This is a genomic window from Pseudomonas sp. PAMC 25886, from assembly GCF_000242655.1.
In the GTDB taxonomy this organism is placed as follows: domain Bacteria; phylum Pseudomonadota; class Gammaproteobacteria; order Pseudomonadales; family Pseudomonadaceae; genus Aquipseudomonas.
This window is the reverse complement of sequence record NZ_AHHC01000039.1, coordinates 1-20770: the sequence shown is the minus strand read 5'-3', so window position 1 is coordinate 20770 and position 20770 is coordinate 1. Positions and strand designations below refer to the sequence as shown.

The window sequence follows — 20770 nt, the reverse complement described above, 5'->3', positions numbered from 1 at the left end:
GCGTGGATTATCCAAAGAGTGTGCCCAGCGTTGGGCTGGTGAATGGCAAATTTGTGGATGAAAACCCTGTGACCGGGACACCGGGGAGTTTGATTCCGGCGGCGTGGGGGAATGGGGTTACGCAGGAGATAGTTAACGCAATTACTGCGGCCGGTTTAGCGCCGAACGAGTCTCAAAATAATCAGCTGACGTTGGCGATTAAAGAATTGGCGAAGCTGGACCCGCAGCAAAATTTTCCGGCTCAGGTTTATCGCAAGAATTTGGTCATCAATGGCGGGTTTGATATTTGGCAACGAGGAGTGGTCAACGTTGGGCCCAATGTAGGCGGGTTTCTTGCCGACCGATTTCGTTGTGATTGGGACGGTGCTGCCGGGGTGAACATTTCTCGGCAGAGCTTCGCACCGGGCCAGACTGATGTTCCTAACGAACCGCGATTTTTTTTGCGTTGGCAGCAGGTGACAACCGGTTCGGGTTCAACTACTCATAAGATTTCACAAAAAATTGAGTCAGTAAGAACGCTGGCTGGAAAAGTGGCGACGATTTCGTTTTGGGTTCGTGGTGATGCGGCGCGTCGGGTGACCTTTTCGATTACGCAGTACTTCGGCAATGGTGGATCTGTTCCCGCCACTATGTCGGTTAACTCGTTTCAAGTGACGAATGGTTGGACGAAGTGCCAGGCGACGTTTCAGGTTCCGTCAATTGCTGGCAAGACGTTGGGCGCTGGAGATAACGACTGCCTGCGGATTGAGTTTGATCTTGCATTGAATGCACTGCAAACGATCGACGTTGCGCAGGTGCAGTTGGAGGAAGGGCCCGTAGCTACTCTGTTTGAACGAAGACCCATCGGGGAGGAGTTGAGACTTTGTCAGCGCTACTACGAGAAGACCTTTAATCAAGATGTTGTACCTGGTGATTCGACGTCCTCTACCGCGGGTTCGCTGATTTCAATCGTCATGCAAGGGCAGGTGGCTTCTTCGGGACAGCCAGCGACTCAGTGGTCTTTCAAGGTCGAGAAGCGTGCTATTCCCAGCACAACGCTCTACCGCGCGTTTGGATCTGGAGCGCCTGGCCAATGGCGATCTGGCAGTGATCTGGTCTCATCCGGCAATGCGCGAACCTATACCGCATCAACCCGGTCTGTCTGGGTGGATAACACGGATGTCGGTTTGGTCACTCAGTCCTATTACATCCACGCAGCGGCCGATGCCGAGCTTTAGGAGCGTTTTATGAGCTATCAGTTGACACATGATCCAGACACCGTTTTACGCATCATCGATAGAACTACGGTTCCACGGTCTCATCGTTACTGGTCCGAATATGAGCAATGGTTAGAGTCAGGCGGGATTCCTGCGCCCCAGGACGGCCCTGATGCACAGAGTCTGGAGCGTGATTGGCGGAACTTTCAGATCGAGAGCATCAAGTGGCTACGTGAACGCCATCGAGATGAAGCAGATATGGCGGCGAATACGACGCTGAGTGGCACGCAGTTTTCTGAGTTGCTTGCCTATTTGCAGGAACTTCGAGATTGGCCTCAGGCTTTGGGATTCCCTGAAATAGACAAGCGTCCAAAGGCTCCAGGCTGGATTTCACAGCAGGTGGAGTAATGCCTGACGGAGTTTTTATGCAAATTTCGCAGCTTCAGGCAATTTTGCCCGGCGCCGGCCTTAGAGCCGGCGTTTTTATACCCGCTTTAAACGCCGCCATGGCTCACTACCAAATCACCACCCCCAAACGCATCGCCGCCTTCCTCGCCCAAATCGGCCATGAGTCCGGCGAACTGCGTTACGTACGTGAACTGGGCAGCGATCAATACCTGAGCAAATACGACACCGGCACCCTGGCTGCCCGACTCGGCAACTCCCCCGAAGCCGATGGCGACGGCCAGAAGTATCGCGGCCGCGGCCTGATCCAGATCACCGGACGGCGCAACTACCTGGCGTGCAGCCAGGCGCTGTTCGGTGATGAGCGTCTGTTGCAGCAACCGGAGTTGCTGGAGCAGCCGCAATGGGCGTGCGAATCCGCCGCGTGGTTTTGGCAGAGCAATGGCTTGAACGAGCTGGCCGACAACGACCAGTTCACCACCATCACCCGGCGCATCAATGGCGGCCTTAATGGTCTGGAAAACCGTCTGCAGTTGTGGGCGCGGGCAAAGGCGGTGCTATGGGCTTCCTGACGTCGTACCGGCTGCTTGGCTTTTTGCTGTTGTTGGCGGTTTCGGCGGCAGTTGCATGGCAGGTACAGGCTTGGCGGTACGGCACGCAACTGGAGCGACTCGAGGCTATGCACGCGGAAGCGCAAAGCCAGCAACAACAGGCCGAACAGGACAAACGGCTGGCACTCGAGCAACAACTCAGTGCCAGCGACCAACAACACGCCCGGGAGCTTTCCGATGCACAACGTGATCAGGCTCACCTGCGGGATCGTCTGGCCACTGCTGATGTGCGGTTGTCAGTCCTTCTCGACGCCAGCGCCCCCGCCAACGGCTACACAATGCCAGCCCCCGCCGCCCCCGGCGGCATGGTTCATGCAGCCCCGCGAGCCCGACTTGACCCGGCGCATGCTCAACGAATTATCGCCATCACCGACGACGGCGATAACGCACTGATCGCCTTGCGCGCCTGCCAGGCGTATGTCCGGGCCGTCGCGCGTTAGTCTCTTGTAACTTGCATGGCCCATGGGCTCCTGTAGGGTAGGCAAACGCCCGCGCACTCCAGGAGACGACCGTGAAGGAAATTACTCAACTCGCCGCTGAACTTGGCCGACGCCTGCAGGTTCTGAATGCCCACGTCACCACGGCCGAGTCCTGTACCGGCGGCGGTATCGCCGAGGCGATCACGCGGATTCCCGGCAGTTCGGCCTGGTTCGAAGCCGGTTACGTCACGTATTCCAATCGCCAGAAGACCCGGCAGTTGAATGTGCCGGAAGCCTTGTTCCCGAAAGTCGGTGCCGTCAGCCGCGAAGTGGTGGAAGCCATGGTCCGCGGCGCCCAGGAGAAAAGCCTCGCGCGTTTTGCCGTGGCGGTCAGCGGCGTGGCCGGCCCCGATGGTGGTTCGCCGGACAAGCCGGTGGGCACCGTATGGCTGGCCTTTGGGGTTGGCGATGAGGTTACCGCCGAGCTCGAACACTTCCCCGGCAACCGCGACGAGGTCCGCCGACAAACGGTAAAGGCCGCGCTAGAGGGCTTGTTGCGACGAGCTGCAGCAGAAATAGAAAATCAGGGGTAGGCGATCACGGATCTTTGTGGAACAATACTGTCTACTTATACAGGTGTTGGCCGCCAGGCCTTATTGATTACGTGAGGACTTTAATGGACGACAACAAGAAGAAAGCCTTGGCTGCGGCCCTGGGTCAGATCGAACGTCAATTCGGCAAGGGTGCCGTAATGCGTATGGGCGATCACGACCGTCAGGCGATCCCGGCTATTTCCACTGGCTCTCTGGGTCTGGACATCGCGCTCGGCATTGGCGGCCTGCCAAAAGGCCGTATCGTTGAAATCTACGGCCCTGAATCTTCCGGTAAAACCACCCTGACCCTGTCGGTGATTGCCCAGGCACAAAAAATGGGCGCCACCTGTGCGTTCGTCGATGCCGAGCACGCCCTGGATCCTGAATACGCCGGCAAGCTGGGCGTCAACGTTGACGACCTGCTGGTTTCGCAACCGGACACCGGTGAGCAAGCGCTGGAAATCACCGACATGCTGGTGCGCTCCAACGCCATCGACGTGATCGTGGTCGACTCCGTGGCAGCCCTGGTGCCGAAGGCTGAAATCGAAGGCGAAATGGGTGACATGCACGTGGGCCTGCAAGCCCGTCTGATGTCCCAGGCCCTGCGTAAAATCACCGGTAACATCAAGAATGCCAACTGCCTGGTGATCTTCATCAACCAGATCCGGATGAAGATCGGCGTGATGTTCGGCAGCCCGGAAACCACTACCGGTGGTAACGCGCTGAAGTTCTACGCTTCGGTCCGTCTGGACATCCGTCGTACCGGCGCGGTGAAGGAAGGTGACGAGGTTGTTGGTAGCGAAACCCGCGTTAAAGTCGTGAAGAACAAGGTGGCTCCGCCGTTCCGTCAAGCCGAGTTCCAGATCCTCTACGGCAAGGGTATCTACCTGAACGGCGAGATGATCGACCTGGGCGTGCTGCACGGTTTCGTTGAGAAGTCCGGTGCCTGGTATGCCTACAACGGCAGCAAGATCGGTCAAGGCAAGGCCAACTCGGCCAAGTTCCTGGCAGACAACCCGGATATCGCGGCCACGCTCGAGAAGCAGATTCGCGACAAGCTGCTGACCGCTGCACCGGACGTGAAAGCTGCCGCCAATCGTGAGCCGGTTGAAGAAGTCGAAGAAGTCGACACTGACATCTGAAGCAAACGATGACCGTTGTCCTGGATACACTCGTCGCCGTAAGGCGCACTGCAATGGACCTGCTCGCACGGCGCGAGCACGGTCGTGTCGAGCTGACGCGCAAACTGCGGCAGCGCGGGGCAGATCCCGAGATGATCGACACAGCCCTTGACCGTTTGACGGAAGAAGGGCTGCTGTCGGAATCCCGTTACCTCGAAAGTTTTGTTTCCTACCGAGCCCGATCCGGCTATGGCCCTGCACGCATTCGTGAAGAGCTGAGCCAGCGTGGCCTGCAACGTGCTGATATTGAACTCGCCTTGCGTGAGTGCGGCATTAGTTGGCAGGCGCAATTGGAAGATACCTGGCGCCGCAAGTTTGCCGGTCATCTGCCCATTGATGCGCGGGAGCGGGCGAAGCAAGGTCGCTTCCTGAGTTACCGTGGATTCTCGATGGAGATGATCAGCCGCTTGTTGAGCGGTCGGGACATGGATGACTGAAGGCTGCGCCTGGTAAATGGTTGCTCTGATTATTGCGAGGCTTGGTGTGGCGAGGGAGCTTGCTCCCGCTGGGCTGCGCAGCGGCCCCAACCTGCGCATCGTTCTACCTGACACAACCCAAAAGGCCCGCTATGAAAATAGCGGGCCTTTTTGCGTTTCAGGGGCAGATCACGCCGTCTCCGTCACCCGCTGCTGCGTTTTCCCCTGAGCCTGGGCCCAGTTCTCCGGCAAGTTGATGTAATCCACCAATTCCCGCAGCCGTCCCTGATCGCGCCCATTGAAGTTGAACACCAGTCGCGTCAGGTGGCTGAAGCTTGGCTCGTCATGCTCCTCGCCAACGTACGCCGTTTGCTGGAACTCCCCACTCAGCCGCAGGCTGGCAAACGCCTCTTGCAGGTGAGCGAGTGCACGGTCGCTCAACGGATGATGCATGCGAATCACAAACTGGCGCTTCAGCCAGCGCGTGGAGTGGAAGTTGGCGTAGAACTGGTTGATTTCTTCCACCGCCTCTTCAGCGCTGTACACCAGGCGCACCAGCTTGAGGTCGGTGGGCAGGATGTAGCGATTGGCTTCAAGCTGGCTGCGGATAAAGTCCAGGGCCCCTTGCCAGAAGCTGCCACCCGGCGCGTCCAGCAGTACCACCGGAACCAGCGGGCTTTTGCCGGTCTGGATCAGGGTGAGTACTTCCAGCGCTTCATCCAGGGTACCAAAGCCGCCCGGACACAAGATCAGGGCGTCGGCTTCCTTGACGAAGAACAGCTTGCGGGTAAAGAAGAAGTGGAAGGACAGCAGGTTCTCGGTGCCATCGATGGTCGGGTTGGCATGCTGTTCAAACGGCAGGGTGATATTGAACCCCAGGCTATGTTGCAGGCCGGCGCCTTCGTGGGCAGCGGCCATGATGCCGCCGCCGCCGCCGGTAATCACCATGAGGTCCGAGCGGGCCAGAACCGCGCCCACTTCCCGGGCCAATGCGTACAGCGGGCTCTCCACCGGCGTACGCGCCGAGCCGAACACCGTGACTTTGCGGCGTCCCTTGAACTGTTCGAGTACGCGGAAGGCGTGGTCCAGTTCGCGGATCGCCTGGAGGGTGATCTTGGCGTTCCAGCGGCTGCGGTCGTCCTGGGCCATGCGCAACACGGTGAAGATCATGTCGCGATAAAGGGGGATATTTGGGCTGTTGGGCGCAATCAGGTGGAGTTGCGCGTCGACCTGCTGCGTGAGGTCGGTGCCGTTTTCTTCAAATTGACGGATCAGGAGTTCATTCGGTTCGTAAGGCATTCAACTTCTCCTTCTTCACAGAACCCTGGGTGCCGGCGAGAAATTCGTCGGGACCACGACACTGCATGTGTCGCTGCCTCTGTTTAACGAGGTGGGCGAAACCGGTTCTGTATGTTCCTTATGTTTAAAAACCTTTGCACTGCACGCACAGGAGGGCAACCCTCTTTTGCCCTGAAAATGTTACAAAACGGTGTGAAAACCCGCTGTTTCAGGCTTTCGGGATGAATTGATCATGAGCCTATAAAGTCTTGGCTGGCAACCGCTTATTGATCACTTGTGAGGGAGTTTAGACGCTGCCGCGAGCGGGCAAGGGCGGAGGGTTCAGAGGGGCATTTTGCGCGCCGCTGGTCAGCGGCGCGCGAAAGGGGGCATCGCTTACTTTTTCTTCTTTGCGGCAGCCGGTGCGGGGCAGTCAGCTTCCTGGAACTTCACCGACGCCACCGGGCGGTTTGTTTTGTTCTCGGTAATGTCGTAGCGCATGATCGCGCCCTTGGCCATCAGCTCGCGATAACCCTTGTTCAGGCACACGCTTTGTCCCAGCTGGAAGTACACCGCCTTGGGATTGGCGCGCATTTGTTCGGCGCGGTCCGGCAGTACGCTGAGATGATCGATCAGCTGCAAGCCTTCAACGGTGTAGGCCACTTCCAGGGTCTTGTCGTCAATTTCCCGTGGCAGGTCCTTGTTGCTTTCCTCTGCGACGCTTTGCAGCTTCTTGTTCAGTTGAGCCTCCAGCAGCGAGGCCGCTTGAGCGCCCAAGGGCAAGATCAGCGCCAGGGCGACGGACGGAACTAGAACACGTGGCATAAGACGCAGCATGAAACTCTCCTGATTCGGTTACTGGTGCATAGACCAGCCACTGCGCTGTGCGTTCAGTGGCGCGGGATTATAGGTGACCGCTTGCCACTACGGCCAGCGTATTACCGGGAAGTGCAGGTGGGCGCGGGCGCCTCTGGTAAACTGCGGCAACTTTTGCCTTCCCGAGTTCTATCCGTGTCGATTTCCACTTTCCGGCGGCGCACCCGATGAGCCATGCCGTTTCCCGTTTGCGCACCCAGCGCCTGGCTCGCGCCGTAAAGCCGTTTGTTGCGCGGGGCTCGCGTGCCGAGCGCTGCCCCGGCTGCCGGGTGATTCCCGAGTACTGCCTGTGCGCCTGGCGGCCCAAGGTCGAGGCGAAATCCGCCATGTGCCTGTTGATGCATGACGTAGAACCCATGAAACCCAGCAACACCGGCTGGCTGATTGCCGATGTGATCAACGACACCACCGCGTTCCCTTGGTCGCGGACCGAAGTCGAGCCCGAGTTGCTGACCTTGCTCGCCGACCCGCAATGGCAGCCTTACATCGTGTTCCCCGGCGAATTCGTGGCGCCGGAGCGAGTGGTCAATCAGGTCAAGCTGGAGGAGGGCAAGCGCCCGCTGTTCATCCTGTTGGACGGTACCTGGAGCGAGGCGCGCAAGATGTTCCGCAAGAGCCCGTATCTGGAGCACTTGCCGGTGCTGAGCCTGGCGCCCGAGCAATTGTCGCGCTACAAACTGCGGCGGTCCAAGCGTGATGATCACTTCTGCACCGCCGAAGTGGCCGCCCTGTGCCTGGAGCTGGCCGGAGACCTGGCCGCCAGCGAAGTGCTGGACGCTTATCTGGACGTGTTCAGCACCCACTACCTGGCCGCCAAGTTTCAGCTGGCGCTGGACCCGGCCGACATCGTCCATACTCGTCTTGCACCTTATCTATAGGGGTCATGGCCAGCCGACCTTTGCATGATGGCCGCGTAAACGCGCAGCCCGCTAAAATAGCCACGGGCGTAGCGCTTGACCACCCAGGCTACGCTGGGCATGCTTGGCGCCGATTGGGGCGCTGTCACAGATTGGATACGTCGTTTTTTGACGTTGAGCGCGCCCTTTGGTGACTGCTGGCCTGGCAGCCACCTTGCGCGTTGGCGAGCACTGAACCCATCAGTGCCACCCTAAAAAACAGGATCATTTAATAAATGGCCACATACGAAATCCTGATTGCCGATGACCACCCGCTGTTTCGCAGCGCGCTGCACCAGGCGGTCACGCTGGGCCTGGGGCCGGATGTACGCCTCGTCGAAGTCGCCAGCATTGCCGAGCTGGAAACCCGCCTCACCGAAAAATCCGATTGGGACCTGGTCCTGCTGGACCTGAACATGCCCGGCGCCTATGGTTTTTCCGGGCTGGTGCTGCTGCGCGGGCAATACCCGCAGATTCCGGTGGTGATGGTCTCGGCCCAGGAGGAGGCCTCGGTGGTGGTGCGCTCCAAGGAGTTCGGCGCCAGCGGTTTCATTCCCAAGTCCAGTTCCATGGAAGACATCCAGAAAGCCGTGCGCACGGTGCTGGACGGCGACGTCTCCTGGCCACCGCAAGCCTTTGAAGAGATCAATGTCTCGGACGAAGCCAAGGCCGCCCGCGATGGCCTGGCCAGCTTGACGCCCCAGCAGTTCCGCGTGCTGACCATGGTCTGCGAAGGCCTGCTGAACAAGCAGATTGCTTATGAGTTGAGCGTGTCGGAAGCGACCATCAAGGCTCACGTCACGGCGATTTTCCGCAAGCTGGGCGTACGTACGCGAACCCAGGCGGCGCTGCTCTTGCAACAACTTGAGTCAATTTCGCAGCACTAAGACGCTGTTCATTCACGTTTTTTTGACTTTGCTTGCTCTAGTTTCCCCACACCTTTTTGCTCAGTTGCCTACTCTATGTCGCCTTTCAAAGGTCAAACCGGTATCAAACGTATCTTCAACGCGGGGGGATATTCCCTGGATGGCCTGCGCGCGGCTTTCACCGGCGAGGCGGCGTTTCGTCAGTTGGTGTTGCTCAACGTTATCCTGATCCCGCTGAGTTTCTTCCTGAACGTCAGCCGGGTGGAGCGGGCGTTGCTGATTGCCGTGTGCCTGCTGGCGTTGATCGTCGAGTTGCTCAACTCGGCAGTCGAGGCGGCGATCGACCGGATTTCCCTGGACCTGCACCCCTTGTCCAAAAACGCCAAGGACATGGGCAGCGCCGCTCAGTTCGTCGCGCTGACCATGATTACCCTGGTGTGGGCCGTCATCCTGATCTAGGCGATGGTGGGCAACACAATCTCGTCGCTGCGCTGCACCCCGGCGGTAAAGGCGCGGCACAGTTCAAGAAACTCGCGCATCGCCGAGGTCTGGTACTTCTGCTTGTGCCAGATGAAGTAGAACTGCCGGGCCAGGTCCAGGTCCGGGGTTTCCACCGGTACCAGGCTGCCGCGCCGGAAGGCATCGCGCAGCGCCAGCCGTGAAATACAGCCAATCCCCAAACCTGACTCCACGGCCCGCTTGATCGCCTCGGTGTGTTCCAGCTCCAGGCGGATATTCAGCGCGCTGCGGTGATGGCGCATGGCCTGGTCAAAGGTCAGGCGCGTGCCGGAGCCTTGTTCCCGCAGGATCCACGCCTCATGGGTCAGCTCTTCCATAGTGGCCTGGCCGCGTTTGGCCAGGTGATGCTGGGGCGCACAGAACACCACCAGTTCATCTTCCACCCAGGTTTGCACCTCGATGTCCGGGTGGCTGCAGTCGCCTTCGATTAGACCCAGATCAATTTCGTAGTGCGCCACCTGATGCACGATATGCGCAGTGTTCTGCACATGCAGCTTTACCTGGCTCTCGGGGTGCTGCTGCATAAAGCTGCCGATCAGCAGCGTGGCCAGGTAATTACCGATGGTCAGTGTGGCGCCGACCGCCAGGGAGCCGAAGCCCGACTTGCCGTTGAGCAGGTCCTCGATCTCCTTGGCCTGGTCCAGCAGCGCCACCGCCTGGGGCAATAGCTGGTGACCGAGGGCATTCAAGCTCAGGCGTTTGCCCGCACGGTCGAATAATTGGCAGCTGGATTGGCGCTCCAGCTCGGTGATCGAGGTGCTGGCGGCGGATTGAGATAAGGCCAGAAGGCCAGCAGCGCGCGAGACGCTTTCCTGCTGGGCGACGGCGACGAAGACTTGCAGTTGACGTAGAGTAAATCGCATATCTATATAACCGATAACCCTTATCTTAATAATCCAGTTAACAGATATTGTCGCCGCCATTAGAATGCTGTGCAATTGCGCATCCAACAGTTGGCGCAGACCCATTTCCAGGAGTCCCCCGTACATGAGCAACATGAACCACGAGCGTGTCCTCAGTGTTCATCACTGGAACGACACTCTGTTCAGCTTCAAGTGCACCCGCGATCCGGGCTTGCGCTTCGAGAACGGTCAGTTCGTGATGATCGGCCTGCAACAGCCCAATGGCCGCCCGCTCATGCGCGCTTACTCCATTGCCAGCCCGAACTGGGAAGAGCATCTGGAGTTCTTCAGCATCAAGGTGCCCGATGGCCCGCTGACTTCCCAATTGCAGCACCTGAAGGAAGGCGACGAGATCATCATCAGCAAAAAACCGACGGGCACCCTGGTGCTTGACGATTTGAAGCCGGGCAAGCACCTGTACCTGCTCAGCACCGGTACTGGCCTCGCGCCCTTCATGAGCGTGATCCAGGACCCGGAAACGTACGAGCGTTTCGAAAAAGTGATCCTGTGCCACGGCGTGCGTTACGTCAACGAAGTCGCTTACCGCGAATTCATCACCGAGCACCTGCCGCAGAACGAATTCTTCGGCGAGGCCCTGCGTGACAAGCTGATCTACTACCCGACCGTGACCCGCGAGCCGTTCGAAAACGAAGGCCGCCTGACCGACCTGATGCGCAGCGGCAAGCTGTTCAGCGACATCGGCCTGCCGCCGATCAATCCTGAAGACGACCGTGCCATGCTGTGCGGCAGCCCGAGCATGCTGGATGAAACCAGCGAAGTGTTGAACAGCTTCGGCCTGAAGGTTTCCCCGCGTATGCGTGAGCCGGGTGACTACCTGATTGAGCGTGCGTTCGTCGAGAAATAAGGGAACCGATTTGCTTTTGTGGCGAGGGAGCAAGCTCCCTCGCCACATGACTTTGGTGCGACTAAAAAGCCCGCGTTGCCTTCACAGGCAGCGCGGGCTTTTTCGTTTCCGGGATTTACTTGGCGGCAATCACTTCCAGCACACAAATCATCCCGGCCTCGGGGTAGTGCCAGCGCACATCCACGTCCCAGAACTGTGCCCCGTATTCCCGCTCCGGCCCCGGCGTCTGGTACGCCGGCCGTGGATCCTGTGCCAGGCACTGCTCGATCAGCGCCACCAATGGCTCGCCAAGGCGCTGAGCGTGGCCTTCTGCCTGTTGCAGTGCCGTCTTCAGCCACTGCACAGGAATCAGCGCTGGCGCGGCGCTGGCGATGCTGTTGGTCGCGGTGTCAACGATGTCTGCGTACGGTACGTACGGCTTGATGTCGAGAATCGGCGTGCCGTCCAGCAGGTCGATGCCGGATATCCACAGGCGGCCGTCTTCCACCTTGTCCAGCTTGACCACCGACTGGCCAATGCCATTGGGCCGGTGCGTCGCGCGAGTGGCAAACACGCCCATGGACGTGTTGCCGCCCAGACGAGGCGGACGCACTTTCAGCCGTGGCTTGTCTTCCAGCGCCTGGTGGAACAGGAACAGCAGCCACACATGGCTGACCTGCTCCAGGCCCTGCACAGCCTCACCCTGATCGAACGGCGCCACCAACTCCACCACGCCCCGAGCGGCAGGCGCCAGTTGAGGCTGGCGCGGGATGGCGAACTTCTCCTTGAAACAGGAGCGGACAAAGCCGATGGGCGAGACGCTGTAGGTCACGGGCTTAGGCGCGAACGCGCAGGGTCAGGCCCTTGAGGAAGTTGCGCAGCAACTGGTCGCCGCAGGTGCGGTAGTTGGTGTGGCCGAACTTGCGGAACAGCGCGCTCAGTTCAGGCTTGGACACCGGGAACTCGGAAGCCTTGAGGATCGCATGCATGTCGTCTTCCTTCAGTTCGAAGGCGACGCGTAGTTTCTTCAGGACGATGTTGTTGGTCACCGGCAGTTCGATCGGCTGCGGAGGACGGCTTTCGTCCTTGCCGCGCTTGAAGATCACCAGGCCGTCGAGGAAGTGCGCCATGACTTCATCCGGGCAGAACACGAAGCCTTCTTCCTCGTCTTTCTTGAGGTAGGTCAGCAGGTCGTCCTTGGTGACTTCCATGCCGCCGAGCTTGGTGATCTCGACCATCTTGTTGTCGCTGATGTCGAGCATGTAGCGCACGCTGCGCAGTACGTCGTTGTGAATCATGTGGGCAATCCTGGTCATTCAACTGTGAGCACCGCCCAGGCAGGCGGTGCCTTACGATTCGGCGACAAAAGAGGTGTCAGAACTTCTCTTTGCCGGACAGATAGCGCCATTGGCCTACCGGCACTTTGCCGATGGAGACTCCGCCGATGCGGATGCGTCGAATGGCGACGACTTTCAGGCCAACGGCTTCGCAGAACAAGGCAATCACACCCGGTTGCGGGTTTTTCAGCGCAAAGCGCAGGCGGTTCTCGTTCTGCCAGCTGGCTTTCACCGCGGGCAATTCCTTGCCTTTGTAGGTCAGGCCGTGGTTCAGGCGGTTCAGGCCGTGGGCGACCATGTCGCCGGACACCTCCACCACGTATTCCTGTTCGATCTTGTTCGCGTCAGCCGTCAGCTTGCGCAGGATCTTCCAGTCCTGGGTGAACACCAACAGCCCGCTGGCCTTGGCTTGCAGGTCGCTGCTGGCGGTCAGGCGCAGGAAGTGGCCTTTGAGCGGGCGCTTGCTGAAGCGGTGTTCTTCCGACAGGGTCTCGGCGTTGATCGACGCCATGGCCGTCTCGGCGTCCACACCCGCAGGGGCGTGGAACAGGATGGTCACTGGCTCCGGCGCGGTGGCCTTGGCCTCAGGGTCAAGTTCGACCTTCTGGGTGGTGACCTTGAACTGCGGCTCGTCGATCACTTCGCCATCCACCGTGACCCAGCCGCCTTCGATGAACAGCTCAGCCTCCCGACGGGAGCAACCGACCAGTTCGATGAGGCGTTTGGAGAGGCGTAGGGGTTCAGTCATGACAAGGGCCGAAACAAAAGGGGGCGGCTATTGTACCTGTGTGGCGCCGGTTAATCCCGGCTCCATTTCATTTAGCCGCGGCGCGCCTGTTGCTGGGCCTGGCGCAAACGCATGTGCAGCAACGGATAGGGCTGCCCCATGCCGTCATGCTCGGTGCGTCCGATCACCTCGAAGCCCTGCTTGAAGTAGAAGCCCAGGGCCTGCGGGTTCTGCTCATTGACGTCCAACTGGTCGGCGTTCATGCACTCGATGGCATAGCGCAACAATTGCCGTCCCAGGCCCTGGCCACGGTGCGCGGGGTCGATAAACAGCATCTCGACCTTGCCCGCCGCCACTCCGGCAAACCCGGTGATGCGCTGGCGTGAGTCCTTGGTGCAGATCAGCATCACCGCGTCGAGGTAGCGGGTCAGCACCAGGTTTTTCAGCAACTCGATGTAACTGTCCGGCAGGAAATCATGGGTGGCCCGCACCGATGCCTCCCAAATACGGGTCAGTTCCTGATAGTCGCTGGATTTGGGTGTATGGATAACCGAATGCTGACGCATGCCCGCTGCCCCTTGCCGATGATTGGCGCTGATGGGCAAAACGATAGACCTAAAAAAGCCCCGCATCTTGTCCAGAAGCAGGGCTTTTTCAATTCTTTACACCTTATGCGCGTTTTTCAGCCCACAGGTCGTACTCGTCGGCGTCGGTCACGGTGCACCAGACCTTGTCGCCTGGCTTCAGACCGCTGGCATCGTCGATGAACACGTTACCGTCGATTTCCGGCGCGTCGAAGAAGCAGCGGCCTACCGCGCCTTGCTCGTCGACTTCGTCGATCAGTACTTCGATTTCCCGGCCGATGCGCAGTTGCAGGCGCGCCGAGCTGATGGCCTGTTGGTGCGCCATGAAACGCTCCCAACGGTCCTGCTTGACGTCGTCCGGAATGATCGCAGCGTCCAGCAGGTTGGCCGGCGCGCCTTCAACCGGCGAGTACTGGAAGCAGCCAACGCGGTCCAGCTGGGCCTCGGTCAGCCAGTCCAGCAGGTACTGGAAGTCTTCTTCGGTCTCGCCCGGGAAGCCGACGATGAAGGTGGAGCGGATGATCAGTTCCGGGCAGATCTCGCGCCAGTTCTTGATGCGCGCCAGGGTCTTGTCTTCGAAGGCCGGGCGTTTCATGGCCTTGAGGATTTTCGGGCTGGCGTGCTGGAACGGGATGTCCAGGTACGGCAGGATCTTGCCGGCGGCCATCAGCGGGATCAGTTCGTCAACGTGCGGGTACGGGTAAACGTAGTGCAGGCGCACCCAGACGCCGAGGCTGCTCAGGGCTTCGCAGAGTTCGGTCATGCGGGTTTTCACCGGCGCGCCGTTCCAGAAACCGGTGCGGTATTTGACGTCGACGCCGTAGGCGCTGGTGTCCTGGGAGATCACCAGCAGCTCTTTGACGCCGGATTTGACCAGGCGCTGGGCCTCGTCCAGGACGTCGCCCACCGGGCGGCTCACCAGCTTGCCGCGCATCGACGGGATGATGCAGAAGCTGCAGCTGTGGTTGCAGCCTTCGGAAATCTTCAGGTAGGCGTAGTGGCGCGGCGTCAGCTTGATGCCCTGCGGCGGCACCAGGTCGATCAGCGGGTTGTGGTCCTGGCGCGGCGGCACTACGTCGTGCACGGCGTTGACCACCTGCTCGTACTGCTGCGGGCCGGTCACGGCCAGCACGCTCGGGTGCACGTTGCGGATGTTGCCTTCTTCCACGCCCATGCAGCCGGTGACGATCACCTTGCCGTTTTCCTTGATGGCCTCGCCGATCACTTCCAGGGACTCTGCCTTGGCGGAGTCAATGAAGCCGCAGGTGTTGACCACCACCACGTCCGCGTCCTGGTAGGTGGACACGACGTCATAACCTTCCATGCGCAGCTGCGTAAGGATGCGTTCGGAGTCGACCAGAGCCTTTGGGCAGCCCAGGGATACAAAGCCTACCTTGGGGTTGGCTTTTGCGATGGTGGTGGACATGTCTAACCTCGGTATTGAATGACGCCGCCAGTCGTGCACGAAAGGCGGCGGACGGGCGCTTAGCGCGCCTCTGATCAAAAAGTGCGCAATTCTAGCGACGGGAATCGCTCTTGACCAGCTTTATGCAGGGAAATACGACGAGTGCTGCGCTATGCTTCGCGCCGTTGCACCTGAGTGAATTTCCTCGGTCAATAAATCGTCTGTAACGAGAAGTAAAACAGCGCATGCTGTGGACAGCATAGGCGCCCGCAGCAGGCGCGCTGTTTATAAAAGACCGCAGGTCAAAGGGCAGGAGTGGTTGATGGGTCAGGCAAGTAGTCAGGCAGCAGGTGCCGAGCAGTCCAACGCAAAGCCGATCGGCATGCTGGTGGCGGCGGTGGGGGTGGTTTATGGCGATATCGGCACCAGCCCGCTCTACACCCTTAAAGAGGTGTTTACCGGCGGTTATGGGGTTCAGGTCAACCATGACGGTGTGCTGGGGATCCTGGCGCTGATCTTCTGGTCGCTGATCTGGGTGGTCTCGATCAAATACATGCTGTTCGTGTTGCGTGCCGATAACCAGGGAGAAGGCGGCATCATGGCCTTGACCGCGTTGGCGCGACGGGCGGCGGGCGAGCGTAAGCGGCTGCGCAGTTTCCTGGTGGTTTGTGGCCTGTGTGGCGCGGCGCTGTTCTACGGCGACAGCATGATCACCCCGGCGATTTCCGTGTTATCGGCGGTTGAGGGTCTGGAGTTGGCCTTCGATGGCCTGGAAAAATGGGTCGTGCCGATCGCCCTGATTGTGCTGGTGGCCCTGTTCCTGATCCAGAAACACGGTACCGACCGCATCGGCAAGTTGTTCGGGCCGGTAATGGTGACCTGGTTCCTGGTGCTGGGCGGCCTCGGCGCCTATGGCATCACCCAGCATCCGGAAGTGCTCAACGCCATGAACCCGATGTGGGGCGTGCGTTTTTTCGAGGCCCACCCGGGTATTGGCGTGGCGATCCTCGGTGCGGTGGTGCTGGCGCTGACCGGTGCCGAAGCGCTGTACGCCGACATGGGCCACTTCGGTCGCAAACCCATCGCTCGCGCCTGGTTCATGCTGGTGTTGCCGGCGCTGGTGCTCAATTATTTCGGCCAGGGCGCCTTGCTGCTCGGCGATCCTGAGGCCGCGCGCAACCCGTTCTACCTGCTGGCGCCGAGTTGGGCGCTGATCCCGCTGGTGGTGTTGTCCACGCTGGCTACGGTGATCGCGTCCCAGGCGGTCATCTCCGGCGCGTTCTCCCTGACTCGCCAGGCGATCCAGCTCGGTTATATCCCGCGCATGCACATCCAGCACACCTCCAGCGCCGAACAAGGCCAGATCTACATCGGCGCGGTGAACTGGTCGCTGATGGTTGGCGTGATCCTGCTGGTGCTGGGCTTTGAGTCCTCCAATGCACTGGCCTCGGCCTACGGCGTGGCGGTGACCGGTACGATGCTCATGACCACCATCCTGGTGTCGGCGGTAATGCTGCTGCTGTGGAAATGGCCACCCATACTGGCGGTCCCGGTATTGGTCTGCTGCCTGTTGGTGGACGGGCTGTACTTTGCTGCCAACGTGCCGAAGATCGTCCAGGGTGGTGCCTTTCCGGTACTCGCGGGGATTGTGCTGTTCGTGCTGATGACCACGTGGAAGCGTGGCAAGCAACTGCTGGTGGACCGCCTGGATGAGGGCGGGCTGCCGTTGCCGATCTTTATCAGCAGTATCCGTGTGCAGCCGCCCCACCGGGTCCAGGGCACGGCGGTGTTCCTCACTGCGCGGCCCGATGCCGTGCCCCACGCGCTGTTGCACAACCTGTTGCATAACCAGGTACTGCACGAGCAAGTAGTGCTGTTGACGGTGGTCTACGAAGACATTCCGCGAGTGCCGGTCGCACGTCGCTTTGAGGTGGATGCCTACGGCGAAGGCTTCTTCCGGGTGATCCTGCATTTCGGCTTTACCGATGAGCCAGACGTGCCCGAGGCGCTGAAGCTGTGCCATCTGGATGACCTGGATTTCAGTCCGATGCGCACCACGTACTTCCTCAGCCGCGAGACGGTGATCGCTTCCCGCATCAAGGGTATGGCGCGCTGGCGCGAAGGGTTGTTCGCCTTCATGCTCAAGAACGCCAACGGCAACCTGCGCTTCTTCAAGCTGCCGGTTAACCGGGTGATCGAGCTGGGTACCCAGGTAGAAATGTAAGCCCAACAAAAAGCCCCCGGTGCCTTGCGGCAGCGGGGGCTTTTTTGTGGGCGCTTATTCGGCCTTGGGGGTGCCTTGGCGCTTATTGATGATGTCCACCAGGCGCTGGGCCAGCGCCGGGTAATTCTCGTCGAAGTGATGGCCGCCAGGCAGCTTCACCGCTTCGCCGACGGCAGTCTTGTCGGTACAGCCGCTTTCATCGACTTCTTCGGCACCGTAGATGCACACCACTTTGGCCGCTGGCAGCTTGGCCATTTCCGGGCCGGTGGCGGCTTCTTTGCCGGCGTTGCCCAACCAGCCTTCCACTTCGATCTCGAAGCTGCCGGTGCGGGCGAAGGCCAGCAGGATAATTGCGTCTACACGCTGCTGCTCGCTTTCCGGCAGGCGGTTGTAGATGGCCGGCAGCACGTCGGCGCCGAACGAGTAGCCGGTCAGCACGAAGCGCTTGGTGCCCCACTTCTGCCGGTAGTGCTGCATCAGCTCGGTGAGGTCCTTGGCGCTTTGTTCCGGGGTCTTGTGCTGCCAGTAGTAGCGCAGGGTGTCGATGCCGACCACCGGGTAGCCGATCTTGGCCATCTCTCCGGCCACGTCACGGTCCAGGTCACGCCAGCCGCCGTCTCCGGAGAGGAACAGGGTGACGGTGTCCTTGGCCTGGCCGGCAGGCACTTCGACCACCGGGATCGCCAGGCCGCCGTTGTCCGAACCCACCAGTTGCTTGCGCAGTTCGTTGTTCAGCACTTGCGGGTAGTGAACGTCGTAGTCGCTGATGCTGGTGGTGGCGCGCGGTGTGTCGCGTACGAAACTGGCGGCATCATCGTCAGGGTTATCGTTCCAGGCCACCAGCCAACTGCCGTGGGCCGAGGTTTTCGGCAGCGGGTCGTTGCAGCCCGGTTGTGCCAGGGCGAAACCGACGGAGATGGCGTTGGCCTTGTCATCGTTCTGAGCAGCCAGCCAGCGCCAGGCCAGGGCTGCGCCAGGGCCGATGCCGCTGACCAGCGTCGCCGGGCCTTTAAGCTGGCCGAGGGCGGTCTGCAGGGCTTGTTCCTGCAGCTTGCAGTCTTCCTTGGGCAGGATCACCTGGACGATCTGCGCCGCGCCGCCCTGGCTCAGGGCAATCAGTTGGCTGTCGGTCAGGGTTTCGTCGGCCAGCACGGCCACGGCCACGCGGGCCTTGGGCGCGGTGCCCGGGGTTACGCGGGTCAGGACGGTGCCATCGGCCTGTGGCAGTTGTTCCAGAGTCGGTTGCGGTGCAGGGCGGTTCCAGTACCAGTAACCGCCACCGAGAATCAGTGCCAGTACCACCAAAAATGCCAATACATACCGCCAGGAGCGTCGAATCATCAGCGTTTCACCAATCCAGTCAAGCCGCCCGCAATCAGGGCGGCGGTGTCGGCCAGTGCCACCAGCGGATCAAGTCCTGCGGGCACGGCCATATAACGGGGTTCCCAGTCAGGCTGGAACTTGTCTTTGAAGCGGCGCAAGCCTTGGAAGTTATACAGTTGCTCGCCACGGCGGAACACCATCGAGCCCAGGCGTTGGGTCAGCGGGGCGCCACGTCGTGGTTGCAGGCCCGACAACGGCACCATGCCGAGGCTGAAGCGGGCGTAGCCATGGTTCTTATAATGTTGAATCAGGCCGACCATCATGAATTCCATGGTCAACTTCGGCGCGTCCGGGTGCGCACGCATCAGGTCGAGACTGGCCAGGTCATGGCTGTAGGTCTCAAGCAGGTTCGCAAACGCTACCGGGCGCCCTTCGAAGCGAATGATCGCAATGCGAAAGTGCTTGAGGTAGTCGTCGCTGAATCGTCCCAGGGAAAAGCCTTTTTCCCGCACGTTCTTGCCTGTCAGCCACGCGTCGGAGATGACTTTCAGCTCCTCCATCGGGGCCTGGCCGGGTTCGTGGATCTCCAGGGACAGGCCATCGCGGGTCCCGCGGTTCCAGGTGTAGCGCAGGTCCTTCATCTCTTTGCCCTTGGCTTCCAGGTCAAAGCGTTTCAGGTCGACCCGGGCTTCTTCACCCAGCTTGATCGCGGTCAGGCCGATGTCCATGTAGTACGGCAGGTTCTCTGCGCGCACCTGGTAGAACACCGGGCGGGCATGGTGAATATCACACAGGTCACGGAACTGCCAGATCATCTCGGCCCGTTGCAGGGTCGGGCCGATCGGGTCATACAAGGCCACCAGGCTGCGACCGCGACGGGCGTACATCAGGAACGCCTCGTCGTTGGGGTGAAACAGCAGGGCTTTGTCGCCGGTCAGTGCCAGGCCGCCATCGGGTTGCGCCGAGTTCATCAGGATCTTGGTGGCGCGCTCCAGTTCATCCGGTGTCGGCAGGTGGATGATCGGGCGCGCCGTGCGCAGCAGCCAGGTCAGCGAGACCACCACCAGCACCACGGCAGCGCCCAGCAGCGAGCGCAGGCCACGCGGGGCGTTGGCGTCGAGGGTGAACTGCCACCACAGCTGATGGCTGTAAGGCACATCCTGATAGGCAAACAACAGCAGCCAGATCGACGCGCCGAGCACGCACACGCTGGCCACCAGGTACAGCGGCGAGAACGGCAGTTCGGTCAGGCGGCTGGCGCGATAGAACGAGCGCCGAAAGATCGCCAGCAGCACCGCCGTCATGGTCATCAGGCTGGCTTCTTCCCAGTCGAAACCCTTGAGCAGCGAGAGCAGGGCGCCGGTCAGCAGCAGCACCATGGTCAGCATCCACGCGGCGGACAACCGGCGACGCAGGCCTTGTGCGAGCAACAGGCAGAGCACGCCGATCAGGCTGGCACCAAAGTGCGAAGCGTCAATCAGGCGATGAGGAATCAGGAAGCCGATGTTTTCCAGGCGTGAGTCGATTTCCGGGGTTGCGCCGGAAAACAGCAGGACCACGCCGGACAAAAAAACCAGTACGGCCAGGATCGGTGCCGCGAGGCCGGAGGCCGCCCGCAGGCTTTGTTGCGTCTGGAACAGGCGCTGGGCTTCATTGACCAGCAGGAACACACAGGCGATCAACAGCGGCAGCACCACGTAGATCATCCGGTACAGCAGCAATGCGGCAGCCAGTGGGGCGGCGCCGAGCTTGTCGGCAAAGGCCGCCAGCAGGATCGCTTCGAACACCCCGACGCCGCCCGGTACATGGCTGAGCACGCCGGCGGCCAGGGCCAGCAGGTACACCAGCAGGAACGGGCCAAAGGGCGGCGCTTCCGGCAGCAGCATATACAGCACGGTGGCGGCGGCGGCGACGTCGAGGGCGGTGATGATCAGTTGCAGGAAGGTCAGGCGACGGCCCGGCAGGCGCAGGGTGCGGCGCCCGGCCTTGACCAGCAGGTTGTCGGGGTACGGTTGTTCCGGCAGGCGACGGCGGTAGATGCCGATACACAGCGCTGCTGTCAGCAACAGCACCGCGCCGGCGATACCGCCGAGCAGGCTGGCCGGTAAATGCAGCGCGTTGGACGCGGCGGGCAGGTTGCTCAAGGTGGCCAGCGCAGCCAGTGGCGG

At 60.6% G+C, this 20770-nt stretch carries 22 protein-coding genes; 12 read left to right on the top strand and 10 right to left on the bottom strand.

Annotation, left to right across the window (positions count from 1 at the left end; genetic code table 11):
- The first annotated feature begins 2 nt into the window (after window positions 1-2).
- The 7 genes from MUM_RS0112435 (at window position 3) to recX (ending at window position 4842) form a co-directional block, all read left to right on the top strand.
- A complete protein-coding gene (locus MUM_RS0112435) occupies window positions 3-1217 on the top strand; it encodes a carbohydrate-binding protein (RefSeq protein WP_029615866.1) in 1215 nt (404 codons plus the stop codon).
- A 9-nt stretch (window positions 1218-1226) separates the two neighbouring features.
- The gene (locus MUM_RS0112430) at window positions 1227-1604 is read left to right on the top strand and encodes a phage tail assembly chaperone (protein ID WP_010170069.1); all 378 of its coding nucleotides are present in this window, start codon (window positions 1227-1229) and stop codon (window positions 1602-1604) included.
- Between the two features lie 17 nt (window positions 1605-1621).
- Complete coding sequence (locus tag MUM_RS0112425) at window positions 1622-2173, top strand: glycoside hydrolase family 19 protein (RefSeq protein ID WP_029615865.1); 552 nt, start codon at window positions 1622-1624, stop codon at window positions 2171-2173.
- Window positions 2161-2652: a lysis system i-spanin subunit Rz gene (locus tag MUM_RS0112420; protein WP_010170067.1), complete on the top strand. Its 492-nt coding sequence runs from the start codon at window positions 2161-2163 to the stop codon at window positions 2650-2652. Before MUM_RS0112425 ends, MUM_RS0112420 begins: the two co-directional genes overlap by 13 nt.
- Before the next feature lie 71 nt (window positions 2653-2723).
- The gene (locus tag MUM_RS0112415; protein ID WP_010170066.1) at window positions 2724-3224 is read left to right on the top strand and encodes a CinA family protein; all 501 of its coding nucleotides are present in this window, start codon (window positions 2724-2726) and stop codon (window positions 3222-3224) included.
- A gap of 83 nt (window positions 3225-3307) precedes the next feature.
- Window positions 3308-4366: a recombinase RecA gene (gene recA / locus MUM_RS0112410; RefSeq protein WP_010170065.1), complete on the top strand. Its 1059-nt coding sequence runs from the start codon at window positions 3308-3310 to the stop codon at window positions 4364-4366.
- A gap of 8 nt (window positions 4367-4374) precedes the next feature.
- Window positions 4375-4842, top strand: a complete 468-nt coding sequence (gene recX / locus MUM_RS0112405; RefSeq protein WP_010170064.1) for a recombination regulator RecX — start codon at window positions 4375-4377, stop codon at window positions 4840-4842.
- Window positions 4843-5010: 168 nt separating this feature from the next.
- On the opposite strand, the gene MUM_RS0112400 is transcribed toward recX, so the two are convergent.
- A complete protein-coding gene (locus tag MUM_RS0112400) occupies window positions 5011-6120 on the bottom strand; it encodes a TIGR00730 family Rossman fold protein (protein ID WP_010170063.1) in 1110 nt (369 codons plus the stop codon).
- A gap of 375 nt (window positions 6121-6495) precedes the next feature.
- On the bottom strand, window positions 6496-6936 hold the full coding sequence (locus MUM_RS0112395) for a PA3611 family quorum-sensing-regulated virulence factor (protein WP_010170062.1): 441 nt from the start codon (window positions 6934-6936) through the stop codon (window positions 6496-6498).
- Between the two features lie 206 nt (window positions 6937-7142).
- Here MUM_RS0112395 and MUM_RS0112390 point away from each other — a divergent pair, with 206 nt between their 5' ends.
- From MUM_RS0112390 to MUM_RS0112380, 3 genes are all read left to right on the top strand, one after another.
- Window positions 7143-7853 carry a tRNA-uridine aminocarboxypropyltransferase gene (locus MUM_RS0112390; RefSeq protein WP_010170061.1) on the top strand — a complete coding sequence of 237 codons (711 nt, stop codon included), beginning with the start codon at window positions 7143-7145 and terminating at the stop codon, window positions 7851-7853.
- A gap of 254 nt (window positions 7854-8107) precedes the next feature.
- Window positions 8108-8758: a response regulator transcription factor ErdR gene (erdR, locus tag MUM_RS0112385; RefSeq protein WP_003208636.1), complete on the top strand. Its 651-nt coding sequence runs from the start codon at window positions 8108-8110 to the stop codon at window positions 8756-8758.
- A 75-nt stretch (window positions 8759-8833) separates the two neighbouring features.
- Window positions 8834-9196 (top strand): diacylglycerol kinase, encoded by a 363-nt coding sequence (locus tag MUM_RS0112380; RefSeq protein ID WP_003208635.1) that lies wholly within the window; start codon window positions 8834-8836, stop codon window positions 9194-9196.
- Here MUM_RS0112380 and MUM_RS0112375 read toward each other — a convergent pair.
- On the bottom strand, window positions 9193-10119 hold the full coding sequence (locus MUM_RS0112375; protein ID WP_010170057.1) for a LysR family transcriptional regulator: 927 nt from the start codon (window positions 10117-10119) through the stop codon (window positions 9193-9195). The two genes, MUM_RS0112380 and MUM_RS0112375, sit on opposite strands and share 4 nt — an antisense overlap.
- 124 nt (window positions 10120-10243) lie before the next feature.
- Here MUM_RS0112375 and fpr point away from each other — a divergent pair, with 124 nt between their 5' ends.
- The gene (gene fpr / locus MUM_RS0112370) at window positions 10244-11023 is read left to right on the top strand and encodes a ferredoxin-NADP reductase (protein WP_003189055.1); all 780 of its coding nucleotides are present in this window, start codon (window positions 10244-10246) and stop codon (window positions 11021-11023) included.
- A 115-nt stretch (window positions 11024-11138) separates the two neighbouring features.
- Here fpr and tsaA read toward each other — a convergent pair whose 3' ends face one another.
- The 5 genes from tsaA to rimO form a co-directional block, all read right to left on the bottom strand.
- The gene (tsaA, locus tag MUM_RS0112365; RefSeq protein ID WP_010170049.1) at window positions 11139-11834 is read right to left on the bottom strand and encodes a tRNA (N6-threonylcarbamoyladenosine(37)-N6)-methyltransferase TrmO; all 696 of its coding nucleotides are present in this window, start codon (window positions 11832-11834) and stop codon (window positions 11139-11141) included.
- A gap of 4 nt (window positions 11835-11838) precedes the next feature.
- Entirely contained in the window at window positions 11839-12300 is a 462-nt protein-coding gene (locus tag MUM_RS0112360) for a DUF1456 family protein (RefSeq protein ID WP_010170047.1), read from the bottom strand.
- A gap of 76 nt (window positions 12301-12376) precedes the next feature.
- Window positions 12377-13087 (bottom strand): rRNA pseudouridine synthase, encoded by a 711-nt coding sequence (locus MUM_RS0112355; protein ID WP_003208627.1) that lies wholly within the window; start codon window positions 13085-13087, stop codon window positions 12377-12379.
- A gap of 71 nt (window positions 13088-13158) precedes the next feature.
- Window positions 13159-13632 (bottom strand): GNAT family N-acetyltransferase, encoded by a 474-nt coding sequence (locus tag MUM_RS0112350; RefSeq protein WP_010170043.1) that lies wholly within the window; start codon window positions 13630-13632, stop codon window positions 13159-13161.
- A 103-nt stretch (window positions 13633-13735) separates the two neighbouring features.
- Entirely contained in the window at window positions 13736-15076 is a 1341-nt protein-coding gene (gene rimO / locus MUM_RS0112345) for a 30S ribosomal protein S12 methylthiotransferase RimO (protein WP_010170042.1), read from the bottom strand.
- 301 nt (window positions 15077-15377) lie between these two features.
- On the opposite strand from rimO, the gene MUM_RS0112340 reads away from it, so the two are divergent.
- Window positions 15378-17279, top strand: coding sequence for a potassium transporter Kup (locus MUM_RS0112340; protein ID WP_010170040.1), 1902 nt, complete (start codon window positions 15378-15380; stop codon window positions 17277-17279).
- Window positions 17280-17333: 54 nt separating this feature from the next.
- Here the strand turns inward: MUM_RS0112340 and MUM_RS0112335 are convergent, their stop codons facing one another.
- Both MUM_RS0112335 and mprF read right to left on the bottom strand, forming a co-directional pair.
- Window positions 17334-18620, bottom strand: a complete 1287-nt coding sequence (locus MUM_RS0112335) for a virulence factor family protein (RefSeq protein ID WP_010170038.1) — start codon at window positions 18618-18620, stop codon at window positions 17334-17336.
- On the bottom strand, window positions 18620-20770 hold a 2151-nt coding region (mprF, locus tag MUM_RS0112330; protein ID WP_010170036.1), incomplete at its 5' end, for a bifunctional lysylphosphatidylglycerol flippase/synthetase MprF. The genes MUM_RS0112335 and mprF, both read right to left, overlap by 1 nt.